General features: G+C 39.9%; 19 protein-coding genes. 8 read left to right on the top strand and 11 right to left on the bottom strand.

Annotation, left to right across the window (positions count from 1 at the left end; translation table 11 throughout):
• Nucleotides 1-10: 10 nt before the first annotated feature.
• The 8 genes from FCU45_RS03635 to efp form a co-directional block, all read right to left on the bottom strand.
• Nucleotides 11-316 carry a DUF167 domain-containing protein gene (locus FCU45_RS03635; protein WP_137012380.1) on the bottom strand — a complete coding sequence of 102 codons (306 nt, stop codon included), beginning with the start codon at nt 314-316 and terminating at the stop codon, nt 11-13.
• Nucleotides 317-628 (bottom strand): hypothetical protein, encoded by a 312-nt coding sequence (locus FCU45_RS03630; RefSeq protein WP_137012378.1) that lies wholly within the window; start codon nt 626-628, stop codon nt 317-319.
• A gap of 74 nt (nt 629-702) precedes the next feature.
• Nucleotides 703-1716, bottom strand: coding sequence for a PDDEXK nuclease domain-containing protein (locus FCU45_RS03625; protein WP_137012376.1), 1014 nt, complete (start codon nt 1714-1716; stop codon nt 703-705).
• Nucleotides 1717-1798: 82 nt separating this feature from the next.
• Nucleotides 1799-2629, bottom strand: a complete 831-nt coding sequence (locus tag FCU45_RS03620) for an HNH endonuclease (RefSeq protein ID WP_137012374.1) — start codon at nt 2627-2629, stop codon at nt 1799-1801.
• Nucleotides 2629-4134: an AAA family ATPase gene (locus FCU45_RS03615; protein WP_137012372.1), complete on the bottom strand. Its 1506-nt coding sequence runs from the start codon at nt 4132-4134 to the stop codon at nt 2629-2631. The genes FCU45_RS03620 and FCU45_RS03615 overlap by 1 nt, the downstream gene beginning before the upstream one ends.
• 72 nt (nt 4135-4206) lie before the next feature.
• Entirely contained in the window at nt 4207-7824 is a 3618-nt protein-coding gene (gene dnaE / locus FCU45_RS03610) for a DNA polymerase III subunit alpha (RefSeq protein WP_137012370.1), read from the bottom strand.
• A 70-nt stretch (nt 7825-7894) separates the two neighbouring features.
• Nucleotides 7895-8248 carry a hypothetical protein gene (locus tag FCU45_RS03605; protein WP_137012368.1) on the bottom strand — a complete coding sequence of 118 codons (354 nt, stop codon included), beginning with the start codon at nt 8246-8248 and terminating at the stop codon, nt 7895-7897.
• 169 nt (nt 8249-8417) lie between these two features.
• The gene (gene efp, locus FCU45_RS03600; RefSeq protein ID WP_137012366.1) at nt 8418-8984 is read right to left on the bottom strand and encodes an elongation factor P; all 567 of its coding nucleotides are present in this window, start codon (nt 8982-8984) and stop codon (nt 8418-8420) included.
• Between the two features lie 102 nt (nt 8985-9086).
• Between efp and tgt the strand changes: the two genes are divergently transcribed.
• The gene (gene tgt / locus FCU45_RS03595) at nt 9087-10205 is read left to right on the top strand and encodes a tRNA guanosine(34) transglycosylase Tgt (protein WP_137012364.1); all 1119 of its coding nucleotides are present in this window, start codon (nt 9087-9089) and stop codon (nt 10203-10205) included.
• A gap of 23 nt (nt 10206-10228) precedes the next feature.
• Here the strand turns inward: tgt and FCU45_RS03590 are convergent, their stop codons facing one another.
• On the bottom strand, nt 10229-10465 hold the full coding sequence (locus FCU45_RS03590) for an HP1242/YdcH family protein (protein ID WP_137012362.1): 237 nt from the start codon (nt 10463-10465) through the stop codon (nt 10229-10231).
• A gap of 39 nt (nt 10466-10504) precedes the next feature.
• Nucleotides 10505-11701, bottom strand: coding sequence for an amidohydrolase family protein (locus FCU45_RS03585; RefSeq protein WP_137012361.1), 1197 nt, complete (start codon nt 11699-11701; stop codon nt 10505-10507).
• A 122-nt stretch (nt 11702-11823) separates the two neighbouring features.
• On the opposite strand from FCU45_RS03585, the gene FCU45_RS03580 reads away from it, so the two are divergent.
• From FCU45_RS03580 to FCU45_RS03555, 6 genes are read left to right on the top strand one after another with little or no spacing between them, the layout of a single operon-like run.
• Complete coding sequence (locus FCU45_RS03580; RefSeq protein WP_137012359.1) at nt 11824-14043, top strand: ATP-binding protein; 2220 nt, start codon at nt 11824-11826, stop codon at nt 14041-14043.
• 29 nt (nt 14044-14072) lie between these two features.
• Nucleotides 14073-14432, top strand: a complete 360-nt coding sequence (locus FCU45_RS03575; RefSeq protein WP_137012357.1) for a c-type cytochrome — start codon at nt 14073-14075, stop codon at nt 14430-14432.
• On the top strand, nt 14429-15484 hold the full coding sequence (gene lpxB / locus FCU45_RS03570; protein WP_137012355.1) for a lipid-A-disaccharide synthase: 1056 nt from the start codon (nt 14429-14431) through the stop codon (nt 15482-15484). Before FCU45_RS03575 ends, lpxB begins: the two co-directional genes overlap by 4 nt.
• On the top strand, nt 15474-16565 hold the full coding sequence (locus FCU45_RS03565; RefSeq protein WP_137012353.1) for a DegT/DnrJ/EryC1/StrS family aminotransferase: 1092 nt from the start codon (nt 15474-15476) through the stop codon (nt 16563-16565). Before lpxB ends, FCU45_RS03565 begins: the two co-directional genes overlap by 11 nt.
• Before the next feature lie 3 nt (nt 16566-16568).
• Nucleotides 16569-17477, top strand: a complete 909-nt coding sequence (locus FCU45_RS03560) for a Gfo/Idh/MocA family oxidoreductase (RefSeq protein ID WP_137012351.1) — start codon at nt 16569-16571, stop codon at nt 17475-17477.
• The gene (locus FCU45_RS03555; RefSeq protein WP_137012349.1) at nt 17477-18241 is read left to right on the top strand and encodes an acyl-ACP--UDP-N-acetylglucosamine O-acyltransferase family protein; all 765 of its coding nucleotides are present in this window, start codon (nt 17477-17479) and stop codon (nt 18239-18241) included. The genes FCU45_RS03560 and FCU45_RS03555 overlap by 1 nt, the downstream gene beginning before the upstream one ends.
• Before the next feature lie 2 nt (nt 18242-18243).
• Here FCU45_RS03555 and dsbD read toward each other — a convergent pair whose 3' ends face one another.
• Nucleotides 18244-20031, bottom strand: a complete 1788-nt coding sequence (gene dsbD, locus FCU45_RS03550; protein ID WP_137012347.1) for a protein-disulfide reductase DsbD — start codon at nt 20029-20031, stop codon at nt 18244-18246.
• 165 nt (nt 20032-20196) lie between these two features.
• On the opposite strand from dsbD, the gene FCU45_RS03545 reads away from it, so the two are divergent.
• Entirely contained in the window at nt 20197-21339 is a 1143-nt protein-coding gene (locus FCU45_RS03545; RefSeq protein WP_246032231.1) for a cation:proton antiporter, read from the top strand.
• The last annotated feature ends 19 nt before the right edge of the window (nt 21340-21358 follow it).

The raw sequence follows: 21358 nt of genomic DNA, 5'->3' as shown, positions 1-21358 counted from the left end.
ATCTTCAATTCTACTCAAACTCTATGCCGCCTGAGAGTTTTTTGGGCGCTTTTATGCGAAGCTGTTTGTGGATGCTCTCACGCCCGTAAACCACCTCTATGTCGGATGAGCTTACGCCAAACTCTTTTGCCAGAAACGAGACCATATAGTCCGTTGCCCGTCCGTTTTGGGGTTGCGCTTTTACACTAACCTTTAGCTGATTGCCCTTTGGTTTAAGTATGACATCTTTTTTTGCCATAGGCGTGCCGAGTATATTTAGCACCAAAACGTCGCCGTCCCACTCGTAAAAACCGTGTTCAAGGTCTTGCGCTCTCATCTAAAAAAACAGCCAGAGCAGAAGTGCTATGCCAATGGCAAGATTTAAGAAGCTCATACCATCTTCAAAAAGCATCACTAAAAGTTCGTAATACTGCGTAGAGAAAAAGTTCTGAGGTTCCAAGAGCTGATTTTTTGCAAACTCTGTAATATCCGCTCCCCAGATGTAAGCGATAAACTCAGGAACGATAAAAAAGAGAATAACCCCGCCAATACCCCAAAAATTTTTCTCAGGCTTCATCGACTCAAGCGCTTTTTTGGTGTTTGGATTTTTTGCTATTGCTTGTGCTTTTTCTTTGATTTTATGTTTCATTTATTTTTTCTCTCTTTAAGCAACTTTGCTATTTCCTTTTTTTAGAACTATTGCCTTTAACTATCAAATGTCTTTTACTTCAACCCGAATTCCAAAACATCCCTCTCTATCTCCGCCTTCAACTCTTCTTCACTCGGCAAATAGAGCTGATACTTCGACACAAACAGATTTTCATTGTCGTTTAAGACGGAGTATTTTACGACTGTATTGTCTTTGTCTGCACAGAGTATGATACCGATGGTCGGGTTGTCGTTCTCTGCTTTTTCTAAGTCGTTATACATTCGCACATACATATCCATCTGCCCTACATCTTGATGGGTTAGTTTTCCCTTTTTTAGGTCTATGATAACAAAACATTTCAACATGTAGTTATAAAAAACTAGGTCTATGTAAAAGTCACTTGTCTCTGTTTTGATTCTTTTTTGTCTGGCTACAAATGCAAAACCTCGTCCAAGTTCTAGTAAAAATTCTTGTATCTTTTCGATGAGAGCGGATTCTAAGTCGCTTTCATAAAAAGCATTATTTTGTTTGAGGTCTAAAAATTCTAAAACATAAGGGTCTTTGATGATGTCTTTTGGAGTGAGCTGTAAATCTTTTGTGTTCTCTTTAGCTTCATTTATGACTGGTTGTTTTTCTTTGCTTGAGAGCAATCTTTCATAGTAATGCGTGCCGATTTGTCTCTCTAAGGCTCTTACACTCCAGCTTGCTTTGGCGGATTCCTCTGTGTACCAAAGTCGTGCTTGTGGATTATCTAACCTCATGATAAGTCGATAATGACTCCAACTCAATTCGCCACACAGTGTGGAGCGAATTGGAAAACAGTTATAAAACTGTCTCATATTTCTAAGATTTTGCTGGGTAAACCCCTTCCCAAAATCTTTAGTTAGTTTAGTAGAGAGTTCTTTGATGAGATATGAACCATACTCGGCTCTATCTTTTCCGTTTTGTTCTTCCTCTACGATTTGCTGACCGATGTTCCAGTAAGCCTCAACCATTATGAAGTTCACTTGTCTGTAGGCGTTGTCTCTAGCACTCTGGAGGATATTTTTTATGTTCAGATACAAATCATCATTTTTTACTGGCTTCATTTAACTCCCTCTCTATTTAACATAAAGTTATTTCCGTCTTGGATTTGGTAGATGAGAATTTGGTTAGTTGAGTTTTGTGTCATTATTGATATCCTCCATTGTAATACCATTGGTCTTGATATAATGCTTGATACATAGCAGTTTCCCAAGAGTTTTTATATCTACTCTCATAACTTCTTGCTTTTTTTTGAAGTTCTTGTTGAATATCCAAAGGAGTTGAATTGTATAAAATAAATTCTTCCCTTAAATCAGCTAAAACATTTGCAGCTTGCATAGCAAATCTTCCATACAATTTGTAATTAACAAAATGTTCTTTAACTCTATCTTTATCTACTTGGTTCCAAGTTGCATGAGGGTTCACATAAAATTCTATTGATACTGGAGAAGTTTGCAACACTCTAGCATACAGCCATTGTTGAGTTGTGAAATCATCATAATATGGATGTAATGTTTGTGTATTTTGCGTAGTTGCATAGCTTGCTAATTTACCAGTATTACAATCTTTGCAACTAGCTACTAAATTATGCGGTAATACAGAAAATATCGGAAATTCTGCTTTGGGTAAATAATGATCTAAGGTTGAAACTTCACCAACTCCACAATACGGGCATCTACTAAGCGGTGCTAAAGATAATAGCTTATCGTATATTTTTCGCCCTCTTTTATTTTGAACCATATTATTTTTATACAATGTTTTCATATCGTTTTTTGAAATAGTTCCTTGTACTACTACGTGAGGCTGAAAAGTATATAAATTCATATTATTGGCATTTGTATCATACAACATGGATTGTGTATTAATAAAACTGGCAATAGATTTAAAATTATTTTGTATCACTGGATTAGCAAAACTAGAATAACATGCCACATAAGCTCTAACAGGAGAGATATTTGGTTTAGGAATTATTCTCATTAAAATAATTCCTCTTCATCATCATTACTGCTGTTATTCAATAATGCTCTTAATAATAATTTTGCTTCAAATCCTAATTGGTCATTATACTTTCGGATAATTTGTTCATAAGTTTTTCCTGTATTTACATCTTCACTGAGTAATTTATAAAATCCTGATTCATTTACTTCTAAACCAAAAACTTCACGAGTCAATTTTCCAATCGTTTCACCAAAGGTTTCAGTTTCAAATCGTTCAGCCTTTGCTTCATATCCAAATCTACTTAATTTCCATACACAACTTTTAGGAACTTCTTGTGCAATTACTGGAGAATGTGTAGCTATTATTGCTACTGCATTTTTATTTATTAACAAATCAGACAATGCTCGAATAAATGCCGATAAAAGTGGAGGATGCAAGTGTGCTTCAGGTTCATCCAGCAACACCAATGTTTTTTCTTCAATTTTTTCAACTAGTTTTGTAATCGTAAGTAATACAATAGAATGACCAGAACTTAATCTTTTAAACAATCTTATAGTTCTTTGCTCATCTAATGATATATCAATCAATTGAGTAATATTAATTTCAGCAAAAAGAGGATCTGATTCTAAGCTTTTTACAGCATTTACCCATTTTTCTTTTTTACCAACACCAAAACAATATCTTATGCTTTCAAAAAATTCTTTTGCTAATTCATCATGACTTTTTGTTGTCTCTAATTCTTCTTTTTTTAATCCAATATATGAATAGTGTGAATATTGATTTTCAGAATATGGATTGAATGGGTCAAATGCACTATATGATACAGATACTACTCGTGAAAAAAAATCTCCAGATTCTTCCCACTCATCCTCTGCTTGTTTAAATTCTCCTTTAGCATCTTCAACACCTATAAAACTTTTAACCATATTATTAAGTAAATGCGTTTTCCCTACACCATTTCGACCTATCAATACATGAATATTTGTTGGTGGATTAGATTCTGGTACTACATTAAAAGATAACTCATAACCAGCTTCGTTTCCAGTTTGTATAGTTTTATATGAAAAATCATATGGCGTAAGAACTGCACCACCATTTAATATTCTTTTATACTGCCCTTGAATTGTTACTAAACTCGTACCTCTTAGTAATGATATTTTTGTTACATCTTCTTCCAAAGCTCTTGCTTGTAATTCTTCATTAAAAACAATATCTCTCAAACCAGCTAATAATAATTCTTTTAATCTTGGATTTAAACTTTGAATGGTCTGGTAATATTCTGCACTTTGTCCTAAAGAAAAATATCCATCATCTAATCTATCGAATTTTTCTTCTAGTTCAATTCTTTCTTCAATTGTTTGTCCAAAATTAGCAATCTTTATATATCCTAAGTCATACTTACTTCCATTTTCATCAAAAAGGATTATTTCATAAAGTGTGCGATAACTAAAATCATTCCAATTGTCCACCCTTAAATATACAGATAATTGTCCAGATTCAGGTAAAAAAGAACCTTTTGCTTTTTTATAAAATATCAACTCCATATAGACTCCCCCTTCGTAAATATCCAGTTAAACAAAACATCAAAGCATTCAACTATTGCTTTCATCTATTTCCTATGAAGCAATAATATCCACTTCCTCATTGCCCTCAAGCGCAGCTATAAGTTTGCCATCAACCCTTATAGCCGAGTCGATTACGACATTTTGCAGTTTTGAGATAATGGTGATTTTCAGCTCTCTTTTTCCTGGATTTTGACGTACAACTCTGTACAAATCCTCCAAAACTCTCATGTCACTGTCGAGTCTTATGGCTAGGTTTATCGGCTCTAGCGGCTCTGGCTCTACTTCACGCACCTCTTTTTTCGTCTTTTGCGTCTCTTTTTTCGCCTCTTTAAGTGTCATTAGCTTGCTGACGCCGATCCTTGTAAACATCTCGGTATGCGTTATTTTTGCCTTGATGGCGATAGGCTCGTTCAGGTTCATTCCCTGAAGCTCTTCAAGCTTGTCGGCAAAGAGCATCACCTCTATATTTCCGTGAAAATCCATAAGGCTTACTATGCCGAACTGGTTCCCTTTCTTGGATGTCTTTTTGGTTATCTCCTCGACCTTGCCTATGAAGATGGCATAAGAACCGTCTTTTGCACTCTCTATCTCCGAAGAGAGCGTGTAGTCAAGCTCATCTATCTTCTCTCTAAACTCATCTAGCGGATGCCCTGAGACGTAAAAGCCCAAAGTCTCTTTCTCAAACTCCAGTATCTCTTTTAGCTCATACTCGCTAGAGTTGGTAAGTTTAAGCTCGACCATAGTTATCTCGGAGTCATCTCCAAAGAGGCTTCCTATGGCATTTTTTCTGGCTTGAGAGGCATCCTTTGCAGTATCTACTATATACTCGATCTGATCAAGCAGAGCCTTTCTTGAAAAGCCGAACCGATCGAACCCGCCAGCTTTTATGATGGACTCTATAACTCTTTTGTTCACTTTTGAAGGCTCGATCCTGTTGACGAAATCTTGAAGCGAAGTGAAGTCGCCGCCCTCTTTTCTAGTCTCTAAAATTGATAAAACGGCAGCTTCTCCGACTCCTTTGATAGCACCAAGACCAAAAAGGACTATCTCTCTCTCATCTTTTGTGATCGCCGAGAACTCTAGTTGTGAGTCACAAATATCTGGAGGAGAGAGCTCAATGCCCATTCTTTTGGTCTCATCTATGTAGCGTACGACCTTGTCGGTATTGTCTTTGTCCGAGGTTAGAAGCGCCGCCATAAACTCGTTTGGATAGTATGTCTTTAGCCATGCGGTCTGAAAGGTTATCATCGCATAAGCCGCAGAGTGCGATTTGTTAAAACCGTACCCAGCAAATTTCTCAATGAGGTCAAATAGCTTGGATGCCTCAGCATAATCAAGACCTTGGCTTTGCGCACCTCTTGCAAACTCGTCGTTGTAGACGGACATATCCTTTTTCTTACCCATAGAGCGGCGGATAATATCTGAATAGCCAAGAGAGAAGCCTCCGATGGTCTGAACTATCTGCATGACCTGCTCTTGATATACGATGACCCCGTATGTGTTCTCTAAAATTGGTTCCATCGTATCAAAAGTGTACTCTATCTTCTCTCTGCCGTGCTTTCTCTCGATAAAACTGTCAAGCATCCCCGACTCCATCGGTCCCGGACGGTAGAGTGCCAAGACCGCGATAAGGTCTTCAAAACTGTCGGGCTTTAGACGCTTGTTTAGATCCTGCATACCAGAACTCTCTATCTGGAACATCCCCACCGTGTTTCCGCCGCGTATAACGTCGTAAACTTTAGGGTCGTTTTCATCTATCTCGTGCCAGACAACCTCTTTGTTGTAACGAAATTTTATAAGCTTTATGGCGTTGTCGATCACGTCGAGAGTTTTAAGCCCCAAGAAGTCGAACTTGATAAGATCAACATCTTCAAGATAGTTAAGAGAGTATTGCGTTACAAAAACATTCTCGCCGGATGGTTTATAGATAGGGGTCTTTTTCCAGAGCTCTTCATTTGAGATGACCACACCTGCCGCATGTATCCCCGAGTTGCGCTTAAGCCCTTCGAGTTTTTTAGCAAACTCCCAAACTCTTGCGGCATTTGCATCGTTTTGGATGAGTTCTTGAAGTTTTGGCTCTTTTTGAAAAGCTCCCGCAATAAACTCATCTCCTTTTTTCTTCCCGTTGAGTGTTATTCCAAGCTCGTCAGGAACAAGCTTTGCCATCGCATCGGCTTGAGAGAGCGGCATGTCAAGAACGCGAGCTACGTCGCGGATGACACCTTTTGCCAGAAGCGAACCAAACGTGATTATCTGTGCGACCTGATTTCGCCCATACTTCTCAACAACATAGTCTATCACCTCTCCACGGCGAGCCTGCATAAAGTCCATATCTATATCGGGCATACTTACACGTTCCGGGTTCAAAAATCTCTCAAAAAGCAGATCATACTTCATCGGGTCAATGTCGGTAATACCAAGCGAATAAGCGACAAGGCTTCCAGCCGCACTACCACGCCCAGGTCCTACCGCAATACCCATCTCTTTGGCAACTTTGACAAAGTCCCAGACTATAAGCATATAGCCGGGAAACTTCATTGAGTTGATAACATCCATCTCAAACTCTAGTCTCTTTTTATACTCCTCATGTCTCTCTTGAGGAACATGCTGTAACCTCTCTATAAGTCCGAGTTCACAGCGGTATATAAAATACTCGGCATCATTTTTATCCGCCGCACTCTTCCAAGCTCTCTTCTGCTCTTTGGTCGCATCATCTCCCAGAGGCTCATCATCTTGGTTGTTTATCTCCAGACCCTCTTCTCTTGCGTACTCTCTTGTAAACTTAAAGTTCGGAGGGATCGGATCACCCAGTTTTAGCTCCAAGTTACACTTGTCTACGATCTCTTGTGTATGGGTGATGGCTTCGGGTATGTCGGCAAAAAGACGCGCCATCTGCTCTGGGGATTTTAGGTAAAACTCATGCACGGAGTGGCGCATACGATTTGGGTCGTCGTAGAGTTTATTCATCCCGATACACATAAACGCCTCGTGATACTGTGCATCACCAGGAAAGGTGTAGTGGGTGTCGTTTGTGGCAACGACCTTGATGTCAAGCTCTTTTCCCAGACGAAGCACCTGCTCGTCAATATGGAGCTGATCGCCTATGCCGTGGCGCATTAGTTCTAGGTAGAAGTCATCGCCGAAAATATCTTTGTACTCCTGCGCGACCGCTTTTGCACCCTCATATCCGAGTGCTCCATTCTTTACATTTCTCTCGTTTGCCGTATTTAAGTGCCAGTTCACCTCGCCCTGCAGACACGCGCTTGTGCAGATCAGCCCCTCTGAGTGTTCGCGCAGCTCTTGTTTGTTGATACGAGGAAAGTAGTAAAAGCCGTCTATAAAAGCTTTTGAAGAGAGGTACATAAGATTTTCGTACCCCTTTTGATTCTTTGCAAAAAGACAGATATGAAATCTCTGCTTCGTGCTTTTGTCATCAAGCGTTTCGCCGTTATGGATGTAGCCCTCCATCCCTATTATCGGCTTTATGTCGGCATCTTTCATCTGTTTGTAAAAATCGATTGCGCCGAACATATTTCCGTGGTCGGTCATAGCGACGCTTGTCATGCCGAGCTTTTTAACCTGCGATACCAAATTTGTAAGTTTATTTGCACCGTCAAGAAGTGAGTATTCGGTGTGAAGATGTAAGTGGGTAAATGGTTGAGCGCTCATAATAAATTTGCCTATATTTTTTTAAATTTATTATAGTAAATTTGACTTAATATTGAGTAATAATACTTTTTTACTCTCTGTAGATCGCATCTCTGGCTTCATTTTTTTTCGCACTCTCCACTATAAAATCTCTCAGCTCATGATATTTTTTACTGTAATATTCACTCTTAAAATATTTATGAGAACTTTTGCGGATCCTATCTTTGGAGTTCACATATTTTTCTTCCGCATTTAGATGAATATCCGAGAGCCTTTTCCCCTTTGCATCAAGCATTTTTTCCCACTCACTAGAGCTGTGCGTACCTACAAATATCTTGCTGCTTAAATGGCATACTCTGCACTCTTTTAAGTAGACTAACTGCCCCTTAAATGTTGATACCGCACCCAAAGAAAATGGAAATAAAAAAGCGCAGCAACAAAACAAACAAAACAACCTCTGACAAAAAACACTATTACCCATCGTACTCATGAATCTCCCTTAAAATCTGATTACACATGTCGGCAAGATATTAAAAAGTGAAAAATCTTTCATTGTTCAGCCTTTCAATTGCCTGCATATCGTTTTAGATGCAGGCAATAGTTAAACGCAGAGACTATTTTACTTTTTCTAAGTATTCACCCTCTACAGTATTTACTTTAATAGTATCACCCTCTAAAACGTGGTAAGGAACCTGCACAACGGCACCTGTCTCAAGAGTAGCAGGTTTTTTGCTTCCGCTTGAAGTGTCACCTTTAAAGTTTGGAGGAGTATCCGTAATTACAAGCTCCATAACTTCAGGAGCAGTTACGGTGATAGCCTTTCCTTTGTAGAATACTATATCAACGTTGATCCCGTCTTTAAACCACTTTGACGCATCATCACACTGCTCATAGCTAAGTCCAAGCTGCTCATAGCTCTCATTGTCCATAAACTGGTACTGCTCACCGTCATCGTAAAGATACTGCATAGTTTTGTAAGTTATCTCAGGAACTTCAAACTTATCTCCGGCGTGAACAGTTTTATCAACAACTTTGCCGTTTAAAAAACTCTTAACTTTCATACGAACAAACGCTGCACCCTTACCCGGTTTAACATGTTGAAACTCTACTACTCTATATGGGACTTCGCCAATAATTAAGCGAACGCCTTTTTTGATATCACTCATACCTACAGTTGCCATTAAAACACCTTGATAAAATATTTTTTAAAATTTTACACTAACTGGACTTAATTTCTTTTGTTATAATTTCAAAAATTAATACGCTTTAGGAACCTACTATCTATGGAATTTACTTTAGAAGCAACCTCAAAAAATGCACGTGCCTGCACGATCAAGACTGCCCACTCGACCATAAAGACACCTGTTTTTATGCCTGTTGGAACCGTGGGGAGCGTTAAAGCTCTGGATATGGAAGATGTACTAGAACTGCTTGGTGCCGAGATAATTTTGGCAAACACTTACCATATGTATCTGCGCCCCGGAGATGAGACTGTTGCAAAGATGGGGAAGCTTCACGGCTTTACTACATTTCCAAAAAGCTTCTTGACAGACAGCGGAGGTTTTCAGGCTTTTAGTCTCAGCGACATATCCAAAGCTTCACAAAACGGCATAGAGTTTAGAAGCCATATTGACGGAAGCAAGCACTTTTTCACGCCAAAAAAAGTTATAGACATTCAGCACAATCTAGGCTCGGATATTATGATGATCTTAGATGACCTCGTAGCTCTTCCCGCAACTCAGGAGCGCATCGCTCTTAGCATCGAGAGAACGACAGCATGGGCGAAAGAGTCCATTGAGTACTTTAGAGCAAAGCAAAAAGAGGGTGTCGGTGTAGAGCAAAACATCTTTGCGATCATCCAAGGCGGAACGGACAGAGCTTTTAGAACAAAGAGTGCGACTGAGCTTTGCGACCTTGACTTTGACGGTTTTGCGATAGGAGGACTATCTGTTGGAGAAGCAAATCAGGATATGTACGATACGGTTGAACATACCGTGCAATATATGCCCAAAGATAAACCGCGCTACCTTATGGGCGTGGGAACCCCCGAAGATCTTATAGAGAATATTGAGCGCGGTATAGATATGTTTGACTGCGTTATGCCTACTAGAAACGCAAGAAACGGAACGCTCTTTACCCCTTTTGGAAGACTCAACATCAAAGGTGCAACGTACAAAGAGGATAATACTCCGGTAGATAGCGAGTGCGAGTGTCTAACTTGTAAGAGATACTCAAGAGCCTACCTCAACCATCTATTCCGTGCCCGTGAGATAACATACTTCAGACTTGCAACTATTCATAACCTGCATTATTACCTGAATCTTATGAGAGAAGCCAGAGAAGCGATCTTAGCGGATAGATTTGCCGAATTTAAAGCGGAGTTTTATAGTAAGAGGGGTTAATCCATCAAAAATGATGGATTATATTACAGGCTGTGCTCTTTTTTATACTGGATTAGAATCGCATAAGCCTCATCTTTTAACAACAGCTTCTCTTTTTTAAGAGTCTCTACCTCTTTGTCAGTCAATACCAACTCGCCGTTCTCAGCTTTTGTTATTTTATCGTCAAGCTCGTTATGCTTGTCAAAAATTCTTAAAAAGTGGGCATTTGCTGCGCTGTTCTCTTTCATATGTGTAATAATGTCTCTGTATTCGTGTAACATTTTTTATCCTTGATTTTTTTTTGGAATCTTATCACATTATCAATTAAAAATCTTCTCAACCCTGCCGTAAAGTTCTTCACCGCAGTACAAAGATAGTTTCTCATCCATCATAACTTTCTCATCAGGATTGAACAGCATCGCATTTGCTCTGCTTCCGACCTTTATCTCCCCTGCGCTCTCTCCGATTGAGCGAGATGGATTTTGCACGCAGAGTTTTACAAGCTCTTGCATAGATATAATGCCGCTCTTTACAAGTTTTGTATAGTAGACGCTCATTGCATTTTTTAGACCCTCACAGCCGTAAGCCGCATCATAAAAAGCAACCTCTTTGTTTAGAGGAGAGCTTGGCTGATGAAGAGTTGTGAGTATGTCTATCTTACCCTCTTTAAGAGCCTCCTGCAAAAGTTTGAGATCCTCTTTTGAAGAGAGAGGAGGATTTAACTTTGCTGTGGTGTTGAAGTTTTGACAAGCCTCATCCGAGTTGCTTAGATGGTGGATGGATACCTCGCACGTGACATCTACTCCGTCTTGTTTTGCTTTGTCTATAAGGTAGATAGAACGCGGAGATGCGATCGACTTAAAAAGTATCTTTATCTTAAAATGTCTTGCTATCTCTATCATACGAGATACATGCAGCACTTCGCTCAGATCAGGTATGCCTGCAAGTCCAAGTTTTGAGCTGATATCGCCCTCTAGCATAACGCCGCTGGATATCAGAGAGTTGTCTTCCGCCTTGCAAAAGAGTGTTACTCCATACATCTGGCAATACTCTGCTATCTTGATGGCAACGTCATTTTTAGCGATCGTGCTCATATATGGTGCGACTGAGCCTCTCTTTAGTAAGATGGCGATATTGCTAAGGGTGTTATCCTCTTTAAGAGAATTTAACATAAGATTTACTTTTGCACCCTTTAACTCATGCAAACCGTTTTGGGCAAACTCTAAAACTATCTCATTATCTATTGCGGGAGCTGTGTCTGGATTTAACACAACGTGTCCAATCCCTGCACTTAGAGCTTCTTCTGAGAGCGCTTTTATGTTCTTTGCATTTAAAGAGGAGTCTTGAACCCTTGCGTTCGTCTCCACCAAAAGAGGCATAAAGTAAAGAGAGCTTGCATCTAGCATCTCGCTGCATGAGAGCCCATCTGCCATCTCTGTTACTATGCCATCTTCTATGCGTACATCTGTTACTCTCTCGCCGTGTATATCGCAAACCGTCGCATTTTTTATTACCATCTACCCAACCTTTAATCTGTTAACGAAATTGTAGTGGATTATGACTTATAAATAAGATTAATCTAATAACTTTTTAATATATTTAGGCTATACTAATCCAGAGATAAAAGAAGGCGGGCCGGTTGAGATTCTCTTTAGGTACAATCAAAATTTTCATCATCCTCCTGTTTATACTCCTCTACTCATCTGTCTATACGATTACTACTAACGATAGAAATTCACGCCTTGAACTCCTACTTAATCAAGAAGTAAGCAATCTTACCCACAGCTATAAAGTCACAACTGATAGATACAGTGTTGTATCACAGATCATAAATCAAGAGGTCTTTAACAGCAATAGAGTTTTAAAGCTTTTCAACAATGCCAAAAATACGAAAGATAAAGATGAGCGAGATATGCTTCGCACTATGCTCTACTTTGAACTTCTTCCGCATTTTTACAATCTAAGAGAGATAGGCGTAAATATTATTCACTTCGTCTTTGAAGACAACAGATCATTTCTAAGGGTCCACAAAAGAGATGTATACGGTGACGATCTCTCCTTGGTGCGCTATTCCTTTGCTTATACCAACAGAACAAAAGAGCCTATAAGCGGCTTTGAAGAGGGGAAAGGAACACACGCTTTTAGAAACGTTTTTCCTCTCTTTTATAATGAAGAGTATTTGGGAGCTGCCGAAATATCTTTCTCGTCTCAAAGTATGCAAGACGCTATGCTTGAACTTCACGACACATACACAAACTTTATAGTCAGAAAGAGTATCTTTGATGTTGTTGAGTATAGCAATGACTTTAACTCAAACTATACACAGAGCTTGGAGCATGAAGACTTTTTGTTTCTAAACACAAAGACAAAAAAGAGAAAGATCTTTCCGCAAACTCTTCTCTCGAACAAAGAGCTAAAAGATGAGATAACAAAAAACATAACCCACAACAACTCCTTTTCGCTCTATACGCATCACTTGGATGACTCATATATAATCTCTTTTTTACCTATTAAAAATATTCAAAACCAAGTTACGATGGCATACCTTGTCTCATACACAAAAAGTAAATATCTTCACAATATGATATATGAGTACTTTATGATAAACGCCGCTGCATTTTTTGGGCTTATGATTCTGCTGACGGTCATCTACTTCAATATAAAACAGCGTATGAATCTTGAGACAATAGTAAAAGAGCGTACAAAAGAGCTTGAGAAAGAGAAGACCATTGCCCAAAATGCAACAAAAGCAAAGTCACAGTTTTTGGCAAATATGTCGCATGAGATAAGAACTCCTATGAACGGTCTGATAGGCATAAGCCGTCTGCTTCTCAAAACAGACCTAAACGAGAAACAGAAAAACTACCTCGACAAGATAGATGACTCGGCAAAATCGCTTCTTAACATAATAAACGATATTTTGGATTTCTCAAAGATAGAAGCTGGAAAGATGAAGATAGAGAAGATTGAATTCAACTTAAAAGATACCATAGATAAGGTCATATCCCCACTTGAAGTGATAGCAAACCAAAAAAATATAACTATCTCAGTGGATTATGCAAACAATGTCGGAAGTTACTTTATCGGCGATGCTCTTAGGATCTCGCAAATACTGACCAATCTGATCGGAAATGCCATTAAGTTTACTCCAAAAAATGGAAAGATAAACATCTATGTTGCTAAAGTGCAAGAGTCAAAATACAGATTTAAAGTCCATGATTCAGGAATAGGCCTTAGCCAGAGGGAGCAGACAAAACTATTTAAACTCTTCTCTCAGGCTGACAGCAGCACCACAAGAAAGTACGGAGGGACAGGACTTGGCCTGGCGATCTCAAAACAGCTTGTTGAGCTTATGGGCGGAAAGATATGGGTTGAGAGCAGAGAGAACATAGGGAGCTCTTTTATCTTTGAGATAAAACTAAAAGAGACGGAGTTTATAAGAAAAGCAAAAGAGAAGAAAAAAATAGAATTCAGCAAAGAGTTCATAGATGCAAAAAGAGTTCTTATAGTTGAGGACAATGAGACGAACCAGCTTGTGCTTCTTGGACTGCTTGAAGAGTGTGTAGAAAAGATAGATATTGCAAAAAACGGCAAAGAGGCTGTTGAGATGTTTGAAAAAGATAAATACGAGCTTATCTTTATGGATCTGCAGATGCCTGTTATGGACGGATATGAAGCAACCAGAATCATCAGAAGCATGGATAGCGATACTCCTATTATTGCCCTTACCGCGAATGCTATGAGCGAAGAGATAGAGAAGACAAAAGCCGTAGGAATGAATGGACACCTTATAAAACCGATAGATCTTGAAAAACTTTTTGACACTCTGCGCAAGTATGTTAACTCAAATACGAAATAATTGCATCTATAAAGCAGAGGGAGAGAGCATTGAAAACACTTTTTTTATCTCTGATCGCACTTCTTTTAAATGCAGATAGTGCCTATGAGAAGGGAAAAGAGCTATATATCAAAAACGGCTGTTACGGCTGTCACGGAACAAAACTCGAAGGTCTTCACCGCTATCCCTACTTGGCAAACCGTGCAAAAGGGTATATGAAGTATAAACTTGAGCGTTTTCGCTCGCGTCTCTCCGACAACCAACAGCAAGAGATGATGATACCTTTTGCCGTAGGACTAAGCGATGAAGATATTGAAAATCTAGCGGTCTATATGAATGAATATGTGGAAGATACAAACAAAGAGAGGTATGATGACAGTTATCAAGTACACGGAGATGGAGGATCATGAAAATATTAGTTAGCGCGCTAGAGCACTCGGCAAACGTTCATCTTAAGTCTCTTAAAAAAGAGTTGAGCCAGACGACAGAATTTATCGGCATATTTGACAAAGAGCTTGGAGAGAGCATAATTGACCTCAGAAGCTTGGCGATAATGGGCTTTGTAGATGCGATCAAAAAACTGAGGTTCTTTTTAAAACTTAACAACGATATGCTAAAGCTCGCAAGTGAGGCTGACAAGGTGCTTCTTATCGACTCCTCCGGATTTAACCTCCCGCTTGCAAAAAAGATCAAAAAAAAGTACCCCAACAAAGAGATAATCTACTACATCCTCCCACAGGCTTGGGCATGGAAGCCAAAAAGAATTCCAGTTTTAGAGAAGACGATAGACCGTCTGGCTTCCATCCTCCCTTTTGAGAGAGAGTACTACTCCAAAGATGCCCCCATAGAGTATGTCGGACACCCTCTTTTAGACCAGATAACCGAATTTAAAGAGTCTCTAGAGAGTGAAGTAAAAAAGGTTGTCTTTATGCCCGGAAGCAGAAGGGGCGAGATTAGCAAACTTATGCCAATCTTTAGAGAGGTTCAAAAAGAGCTTGATGTAGAAGCGACGGTTATAGTTCCAAAACACTTCTCTAAAGAAGATATAAAAGAAGTTTATGGTAGCCTTTTGGGTTTTAAAACGGCTAATGACGCGCATACTGCACTTAGAGATGCCGACTTTGCATTTATATGCAGCGGAACGGCAACCTTGGAGGCATCACTTATCGGGATACCTTTCGTGTTGACATACATTGCCAAACCGGTTGATTATTTTATTGCAAGCTCTCTTGTAAAACTGGAGTATATCGGGCTGGCAAATATAATGTTTTCTAAGTTTAAGAACAGGGCACTGCATCCGGAGTTTATACAAAAAGATGTAACCGCCAAAAACCTGCTTCAAGCATACAAAGAGTATGACAGAAGTAGGTTTTTAAGTGACTCAAAAGCACTAAGAGAGTACCTTGTGCACGGCAGCTCAAAGCGAGTAGCAGAAATTATAGAGGACAGAGATGAAGATTAATTTTATAGATTTACAAGCGCAGTATCAAGCATATAAAGATGAGATAGACAAAGAGGTCTTAGAGGTTTTCGCTTCAGCGCAATTTATAGGCGGAGAGAAGCTAAACTCTCTAGAGAGAAATCTTGCGGCATATACGGGCTCTAAGCATGCTATAGGGTGCAGCAGCGGAACGGATGCTCTATTATTGGCACTTATGGCGCTTGGCGTTGGAGCGGGCGATGAAGTTATCACTACTCCTTTTACCTTTATCTCTACGGCTGAGGTCATTGCACTACTTGGCGCAAAGAGCGTTTTTGTTGATATTGATGAGCAGAGCTACAATATTGATGCGACAAAAATAGAGTCATACATAACCGATAGAACAAGAGCTATCATGCCGGTCTCACTTTACGGACAGTGTGCAGATATGGATGCTATCAACGAGATAGCCGCGAAGTATGAGCTTCCTGTCATAGAGGACGCATGCCAGAGTTTTGGCGCAACATACAGAGGCAAAAGATCGTGCAACCTCTCAACTATAGGATGCACAAGCTTCTTTCCATCTAAACCGCTTGGCGCTTACGGCGACGGCGGAGCGATCTTCACAAATGACGATGAACTGGCAGAGAAGATGAGAATGCTTCTAAACCATGGTCAAAATGAGAGATATAAGCATAAGTATATAGGTATTAACGGTCGTCTTGATGCGGTTCAGGCGGCTATTTTAGATGTAAAACTGAAGCATTTTGACAAAGAGGTAGAGCTTCGTGATCACATAGGCACAAGATACAGCGACCTGCTTGAAGATGCCGATGTCATTACGCCAAAGATCGCTGAGGGAAACAGAAGTGTTTATGCACAGTACTCAATTAGAGTTCAAGAGAGAGAAGAGATGATCGCTAAACTTGGTGAACAAGGCATACCTACCGCAGTTCACTATCCTGTTCCTCTTCATCTTCAAGAGGCATTTGAGCATCTTGGGTACTCTGAGGGAGATTTTCCGATCAGCGAGCTTGTCTCAAAACAGATAATGTCGCTTCCTATGAGCGCATATCTCAGTGAAGCGGAGCAGGACTTTGTAGTCCGCGCTATTAAAGGTTAAAGATTGAAAAGAGTTGCAATTCTAGGGCTTGGAGCAATGGGCAGAAACCACTACAACACCCTTAAAAAGATAGAGGGTGCAGAGATCGTCGGACTATGCGACGTAGTAAAAAACGGCGATTTCGAGGAGCCTTTTTACTATGATCTAGAGACGATGCTTGATAATGCCAAACCTGATGCCGTCATTATCGTAACTCCTACTTTTTTACATAAAGATGCTGCTCTAAAATGTGCCGCGCGCAAAGTGGACATCTTTATAGAGAAGCCTGCAGCTTCAAGTGTAGAAGATGCCAAAGAGATACTTAAAGCAGTAGAAGAAAACGGCATAAAAAGCTGTGTCGGACATATTGAGAGATACAACCCCGTTGTAAAATCTCTTATAAACGAAATTGCGGACCATGAGATACTATCCATCTCAATTACTCGCAGCGGCTCTTTTCCAGAGCGTATAGCGGATGTTGGAATTCTCACCGACCTCTCAGTCCACGACAGCGACCTGATAAGGTTTATAACAAAAAGAGACATTATCCACAGCGCGGTATTTAAATCTCAAAAGATCCACAAGACGCATGAAGATAACGCCATTCTCGCCTTTGAGCTGGAGGGTCAGGTTATCGGTGACATATCTACGAATTGGCTCACTCCATACAGAAAAAGAACTATCTCTCTGGCGTGCAGAGTGGATGAGGATAGCAAGATAAAATATTTTGAAGCGGACCTTATCTCTCAAACCCTTACAGAGCGCATAAATATAAATCCAAACTCCTTTATAACAAAGAGCTGCTTTGTAAACAGAAGCAATGCTCTCCAAGATGAGCTTGAAGCGTTTATAAACTACCTGCACACAGGCAATAGCGGCTCACTGGCAACCGTACACGACAGCATAATCACTCTAGAGATCGCGAGCAAATAATGGCAGAGACAAAAGCAAATATTCACCCAACGGTAGTTATAGAAGAAGGTGCGAAAATAGCCCCTGATGTCAAGATAGGTCCATTTTCCTTCATTGGCAGAGATGTTGAACTAAAAGCAGGATGCACGTTAGAGTCAAATGTCATTTTAAAAGGGAAGCTTCAAGTAGATGAAAATGTAAAGATCTTCAGCTTTGCGGTTATCGGATGTGAAGATTCAGAGATAACTATAGGCGAGAAAACTCATGTGAGAGAGTTTGCTCAAATAGGCGCTCAAGAGAGCGTAGATGAAGAAAACAGAAAAGTAACCATTGGTGCCAACAGTTTCATTATGGGTTATGTACAGATCCTAAGCGGGGTTGAACTTGGTGATTTTTGTATCGTTACAAATGCCGTAAGACTTTATGAGAATGTAAAATGCGACGAGCGCGTTATTATCGGCGGACTTAGCACAGTAGAGGCTAACAACAAGATAGGAACGGGTGTTATGATAGGCGGAGCATCTGTGGTAGCTTCGGACATTCCTCCTTTTATGCTGGTCGAGGGAAACAAAGCCACAATAAAAGGACTAAACGTTATCGGTCTTAGAAGAAGGTTAGAGAACAAAGGCGATATCGAAGAGATAAAAACGGTCTTTAAGAAGATTCTAGGCGACGGAGCAGACAAGATACTGGCTCAAGAGATAGCAGATACCAATCCAAATGAGTTTATACAAAAATTGGCATCTTTTGTGGCTTCTAGTAATATAAAGCAGAGGGTGGTTTAAAACTACATCTTTGCAAGATGTTCTAAAAGCTCCTCTGGCCCTATAAATCCTACAATAGTTTTTGACTCTAGAACATTCAGCTCTTTGTCAAAAAACAGAAGCACAGGCGGACCGAACACTCCATACTTTTTGCTAAGCTCTTTTTGCTCTTGGTTATTCTCTGTGACATCTGCTTGGATCAGCACATACTCTGAGAGCTTTGCTTTTACTGCTTCATTTGAAAATGTTTTTTTATCTAACTCTTTACAAACCGCACACCACTCTGCACTAAAATCAAGCATTATCTTTTTGCCTCTGTTGGCTTCTAAAACAGTGTCAAGCTCCTTGATGGATTTTACTTTTTTAAACTTTAGATGCGAAGAGATTACGGCATCAGAGGATACTGAGATAGATGGCTTTAAGAACTCCAGCGGTTTTGTCATACTGTTTGAACCGCCAAGAACTCCTATAAAAAGAGCTACTGAGTAGATAAAGACTATGATTGCGGTACTTTTTCTAAATGTATGCGCATCCTTCTCAAACGCGCCGAAATAGACTGCAAAACCTATCCCCAAAATAGAGTACAGAAGCATAATAATGTAACTGTCAAGTACTCTCTCAAGCATCCAAATAGCAACACCGAGCATCATCACACCGAATATTGCGCTGATCATGGTCATCCATGCGCCAGGTTTAGGCATAAACTTACCTGCACTCACACCTACGAGTATAAGAGGAACTCCCATCCCTATGCTCATGGCAAAAAGAGCCGCTCCACCGAGGATGGCATCTCCCGTCTGACCTATATAGACCAAAGCACCTGCAAGAGGAGCCGCAACACATGGTCCTACAATAAGAGCTGATAGAAAGCCCATAACCGCAACTCCGACATAACCGCTGCGGTTCGTATGGTGATTTGAGCTTATTTTTGCAACAAAAGAGTCTGGAAGTTTTAGCTCATAAAATCCAAACATGCTAAGCGCAAGCGCAACAAAGATTGCTGAGAAGGTATATATCGCCCATGGAGCTTGAAGAGCGGCTTGAAGATTTGAACCAAATAGACCCGCTAAAACTCCCGCTATTGTATAAGCTACAGCCATGGCCAAGACATATACAAGAGAGAGCATAAATGCTTTTTTAGTCGTTATCCCCTCACCTTGAGAGATAATGATCCCTGAAATAATAGGGATCATAGGAAACGTACATGGAGTGAGTGCTAGCAGAAGCCCAAAGCCCAAAAAAGTGAGAAGTACAAGAGCAACGCTTCCCTCTTTGATAGTGTCGGCGATAGAGTCACTCTCCGAGAGCTCTTTTTTAACTTCGATATTTACTTCTATCTTCTCTTGGGCTTTTTTATCCGCTGCGCTATTCTCTTTAACTGTGGCATCGCTAAGTTTTGAGCTGTCTACCTCAAAAGTAAAAGCTTCTGTATAGGGCTCATAACAGAGCCCCTGTTCTGAGCACCCCTGATAAGAGAGCTCAAACTCTACAGTTTTTACACCGTCTACACCGCTCTCTTTGCTTAAATCTATAATAAATGTCGGAGAAGTAATATATGACATATCCCCATGATGATCCACGCTTTTTGGATAGAGCACATCCTTGATGCCTATGCCGCTTCCATCTTTAATATTTAACTTAATAGAGTCCTCATAGACATATATATCCTTGCCTAACTCTATAGTTGCTTCTATCTGCATCTTATCATTTAGTTTTGCGGTAGGTTTAAAGGCCTCTTCGGGCATTAGAAATTTAGGCTGTGCGCCAAAAAGCAGAACTGATGAGACAAGAAGCAAAAGAAGTTTTTTCATACTGTATTTTCCGATTTATGTAATGTCGAGAAATTATAACAAATTAATACCAATGACACACATTAGCGCTTCTTTTAACAATTTAATCAAAAAATAGTACAATTTTGCATGGAGATACATAACTTTTTTTTAACACTTTTTTTAATATTGATATCGGCGAGGATATTGGGCGAACTTTTTGCAAGGGCGGGCATCCCATCGGTTCTTGGCGAACTTTTAGCAGGAATCCTTCTTGGTTCCTCTGTTTTTGGCATTGTAGAGCCAAATCAGGTTCTAAAAATATTGGCGGAGATCGGCATAATCCTGCTTCTCTTTGAAGTAGGTTTAGAGACCGATTTTACGCGCCTCAAAAATGCGGGAACGAAATCCCTCATAGTCGCTCTACTGGGTGTAATCTTGCCTTTTAGCTTTAGTTTTTTCACAGCGCACTATCTGTTTGGGCTATCTTCAGACATATCTCTTTTTATAGGCGGAACGCTTACCGCCACAAGCATAGGCATCACGCTTAGAGTTCTTAAAGATATCCATATGGAAGATACAAATATTGCTCAAATCGTGATCGGTGCGGCTGTTATTGATGACATCATAGGGATTATTCTTCTTGTCTTTATATACGATTTCTCTATCTCCCATGAAACAAACTTTGAGCATACGCTCTCGGTTGCGGGAATGGTCGTCACATTTTTACTCCTTGCACCCGCTTTTGCAAAGATAATATCATATGCTATCCATAAGTTTCACGGCAACGATCTGGTTCCGGGGTATATACCGACAATCATCATCTCGCTTATTCTTCTCTTCTCATACCTTTCACATCTATTCGGCGCACCTGCGATCTTGGGCTCTTTTGCAGCCGGACTTGCGCTCTCTAGAAGATTTTTTCTCCCTTTTGGAACACTTCTAAGCGCGAACGAGCCGCTACTTAAAGATGTTAAATCAAATATGACGCCTATCATTCAAATATTTACTCCCATATTTTTTGTTATGGTCGGACTCTCTGTTGACCTTAGCATCATAGATTTTTCATCATCCATTTTTTGGATTATGGGGCTCTCATTTATCTTTATAGCCTTCTTTAGCAAATTTATCGGCGCTTTTTTCATTATACAAAAGTGTGTCAAAAACAACGCGCTCATCGGTATCTCGATGGTTCCACGCGGAGAAGTTGGGCTTATATTTGCAGAGATGGGAAGAGTCAACAATATCTTGCCAAACGATATATATGCTATGCTGATATTTGTAATAGTAGTCACGACGGTTCTGCCCCCGTTTTTACTAAAAAGATATTTTAAAGGCGAGTGCGTTTAGGACTTTAGGGCAATTTTTT

It is taken from the genome of Sulfurimonas crateris, from assembly GCF_005217605.1.
In the GTDB taxonomy this organism is placed as follows: Bacteria; Campylobacterota; Campylobacteria; order Campylobacterales; family Sulfurimonadaceae; genus Sulfurimonas; species Sulfurimonas crateris.
Note: the sequence above shows the minus strand (reverse complement) of the source record. Positions and strands in the feature narration are given on the sequence as shown.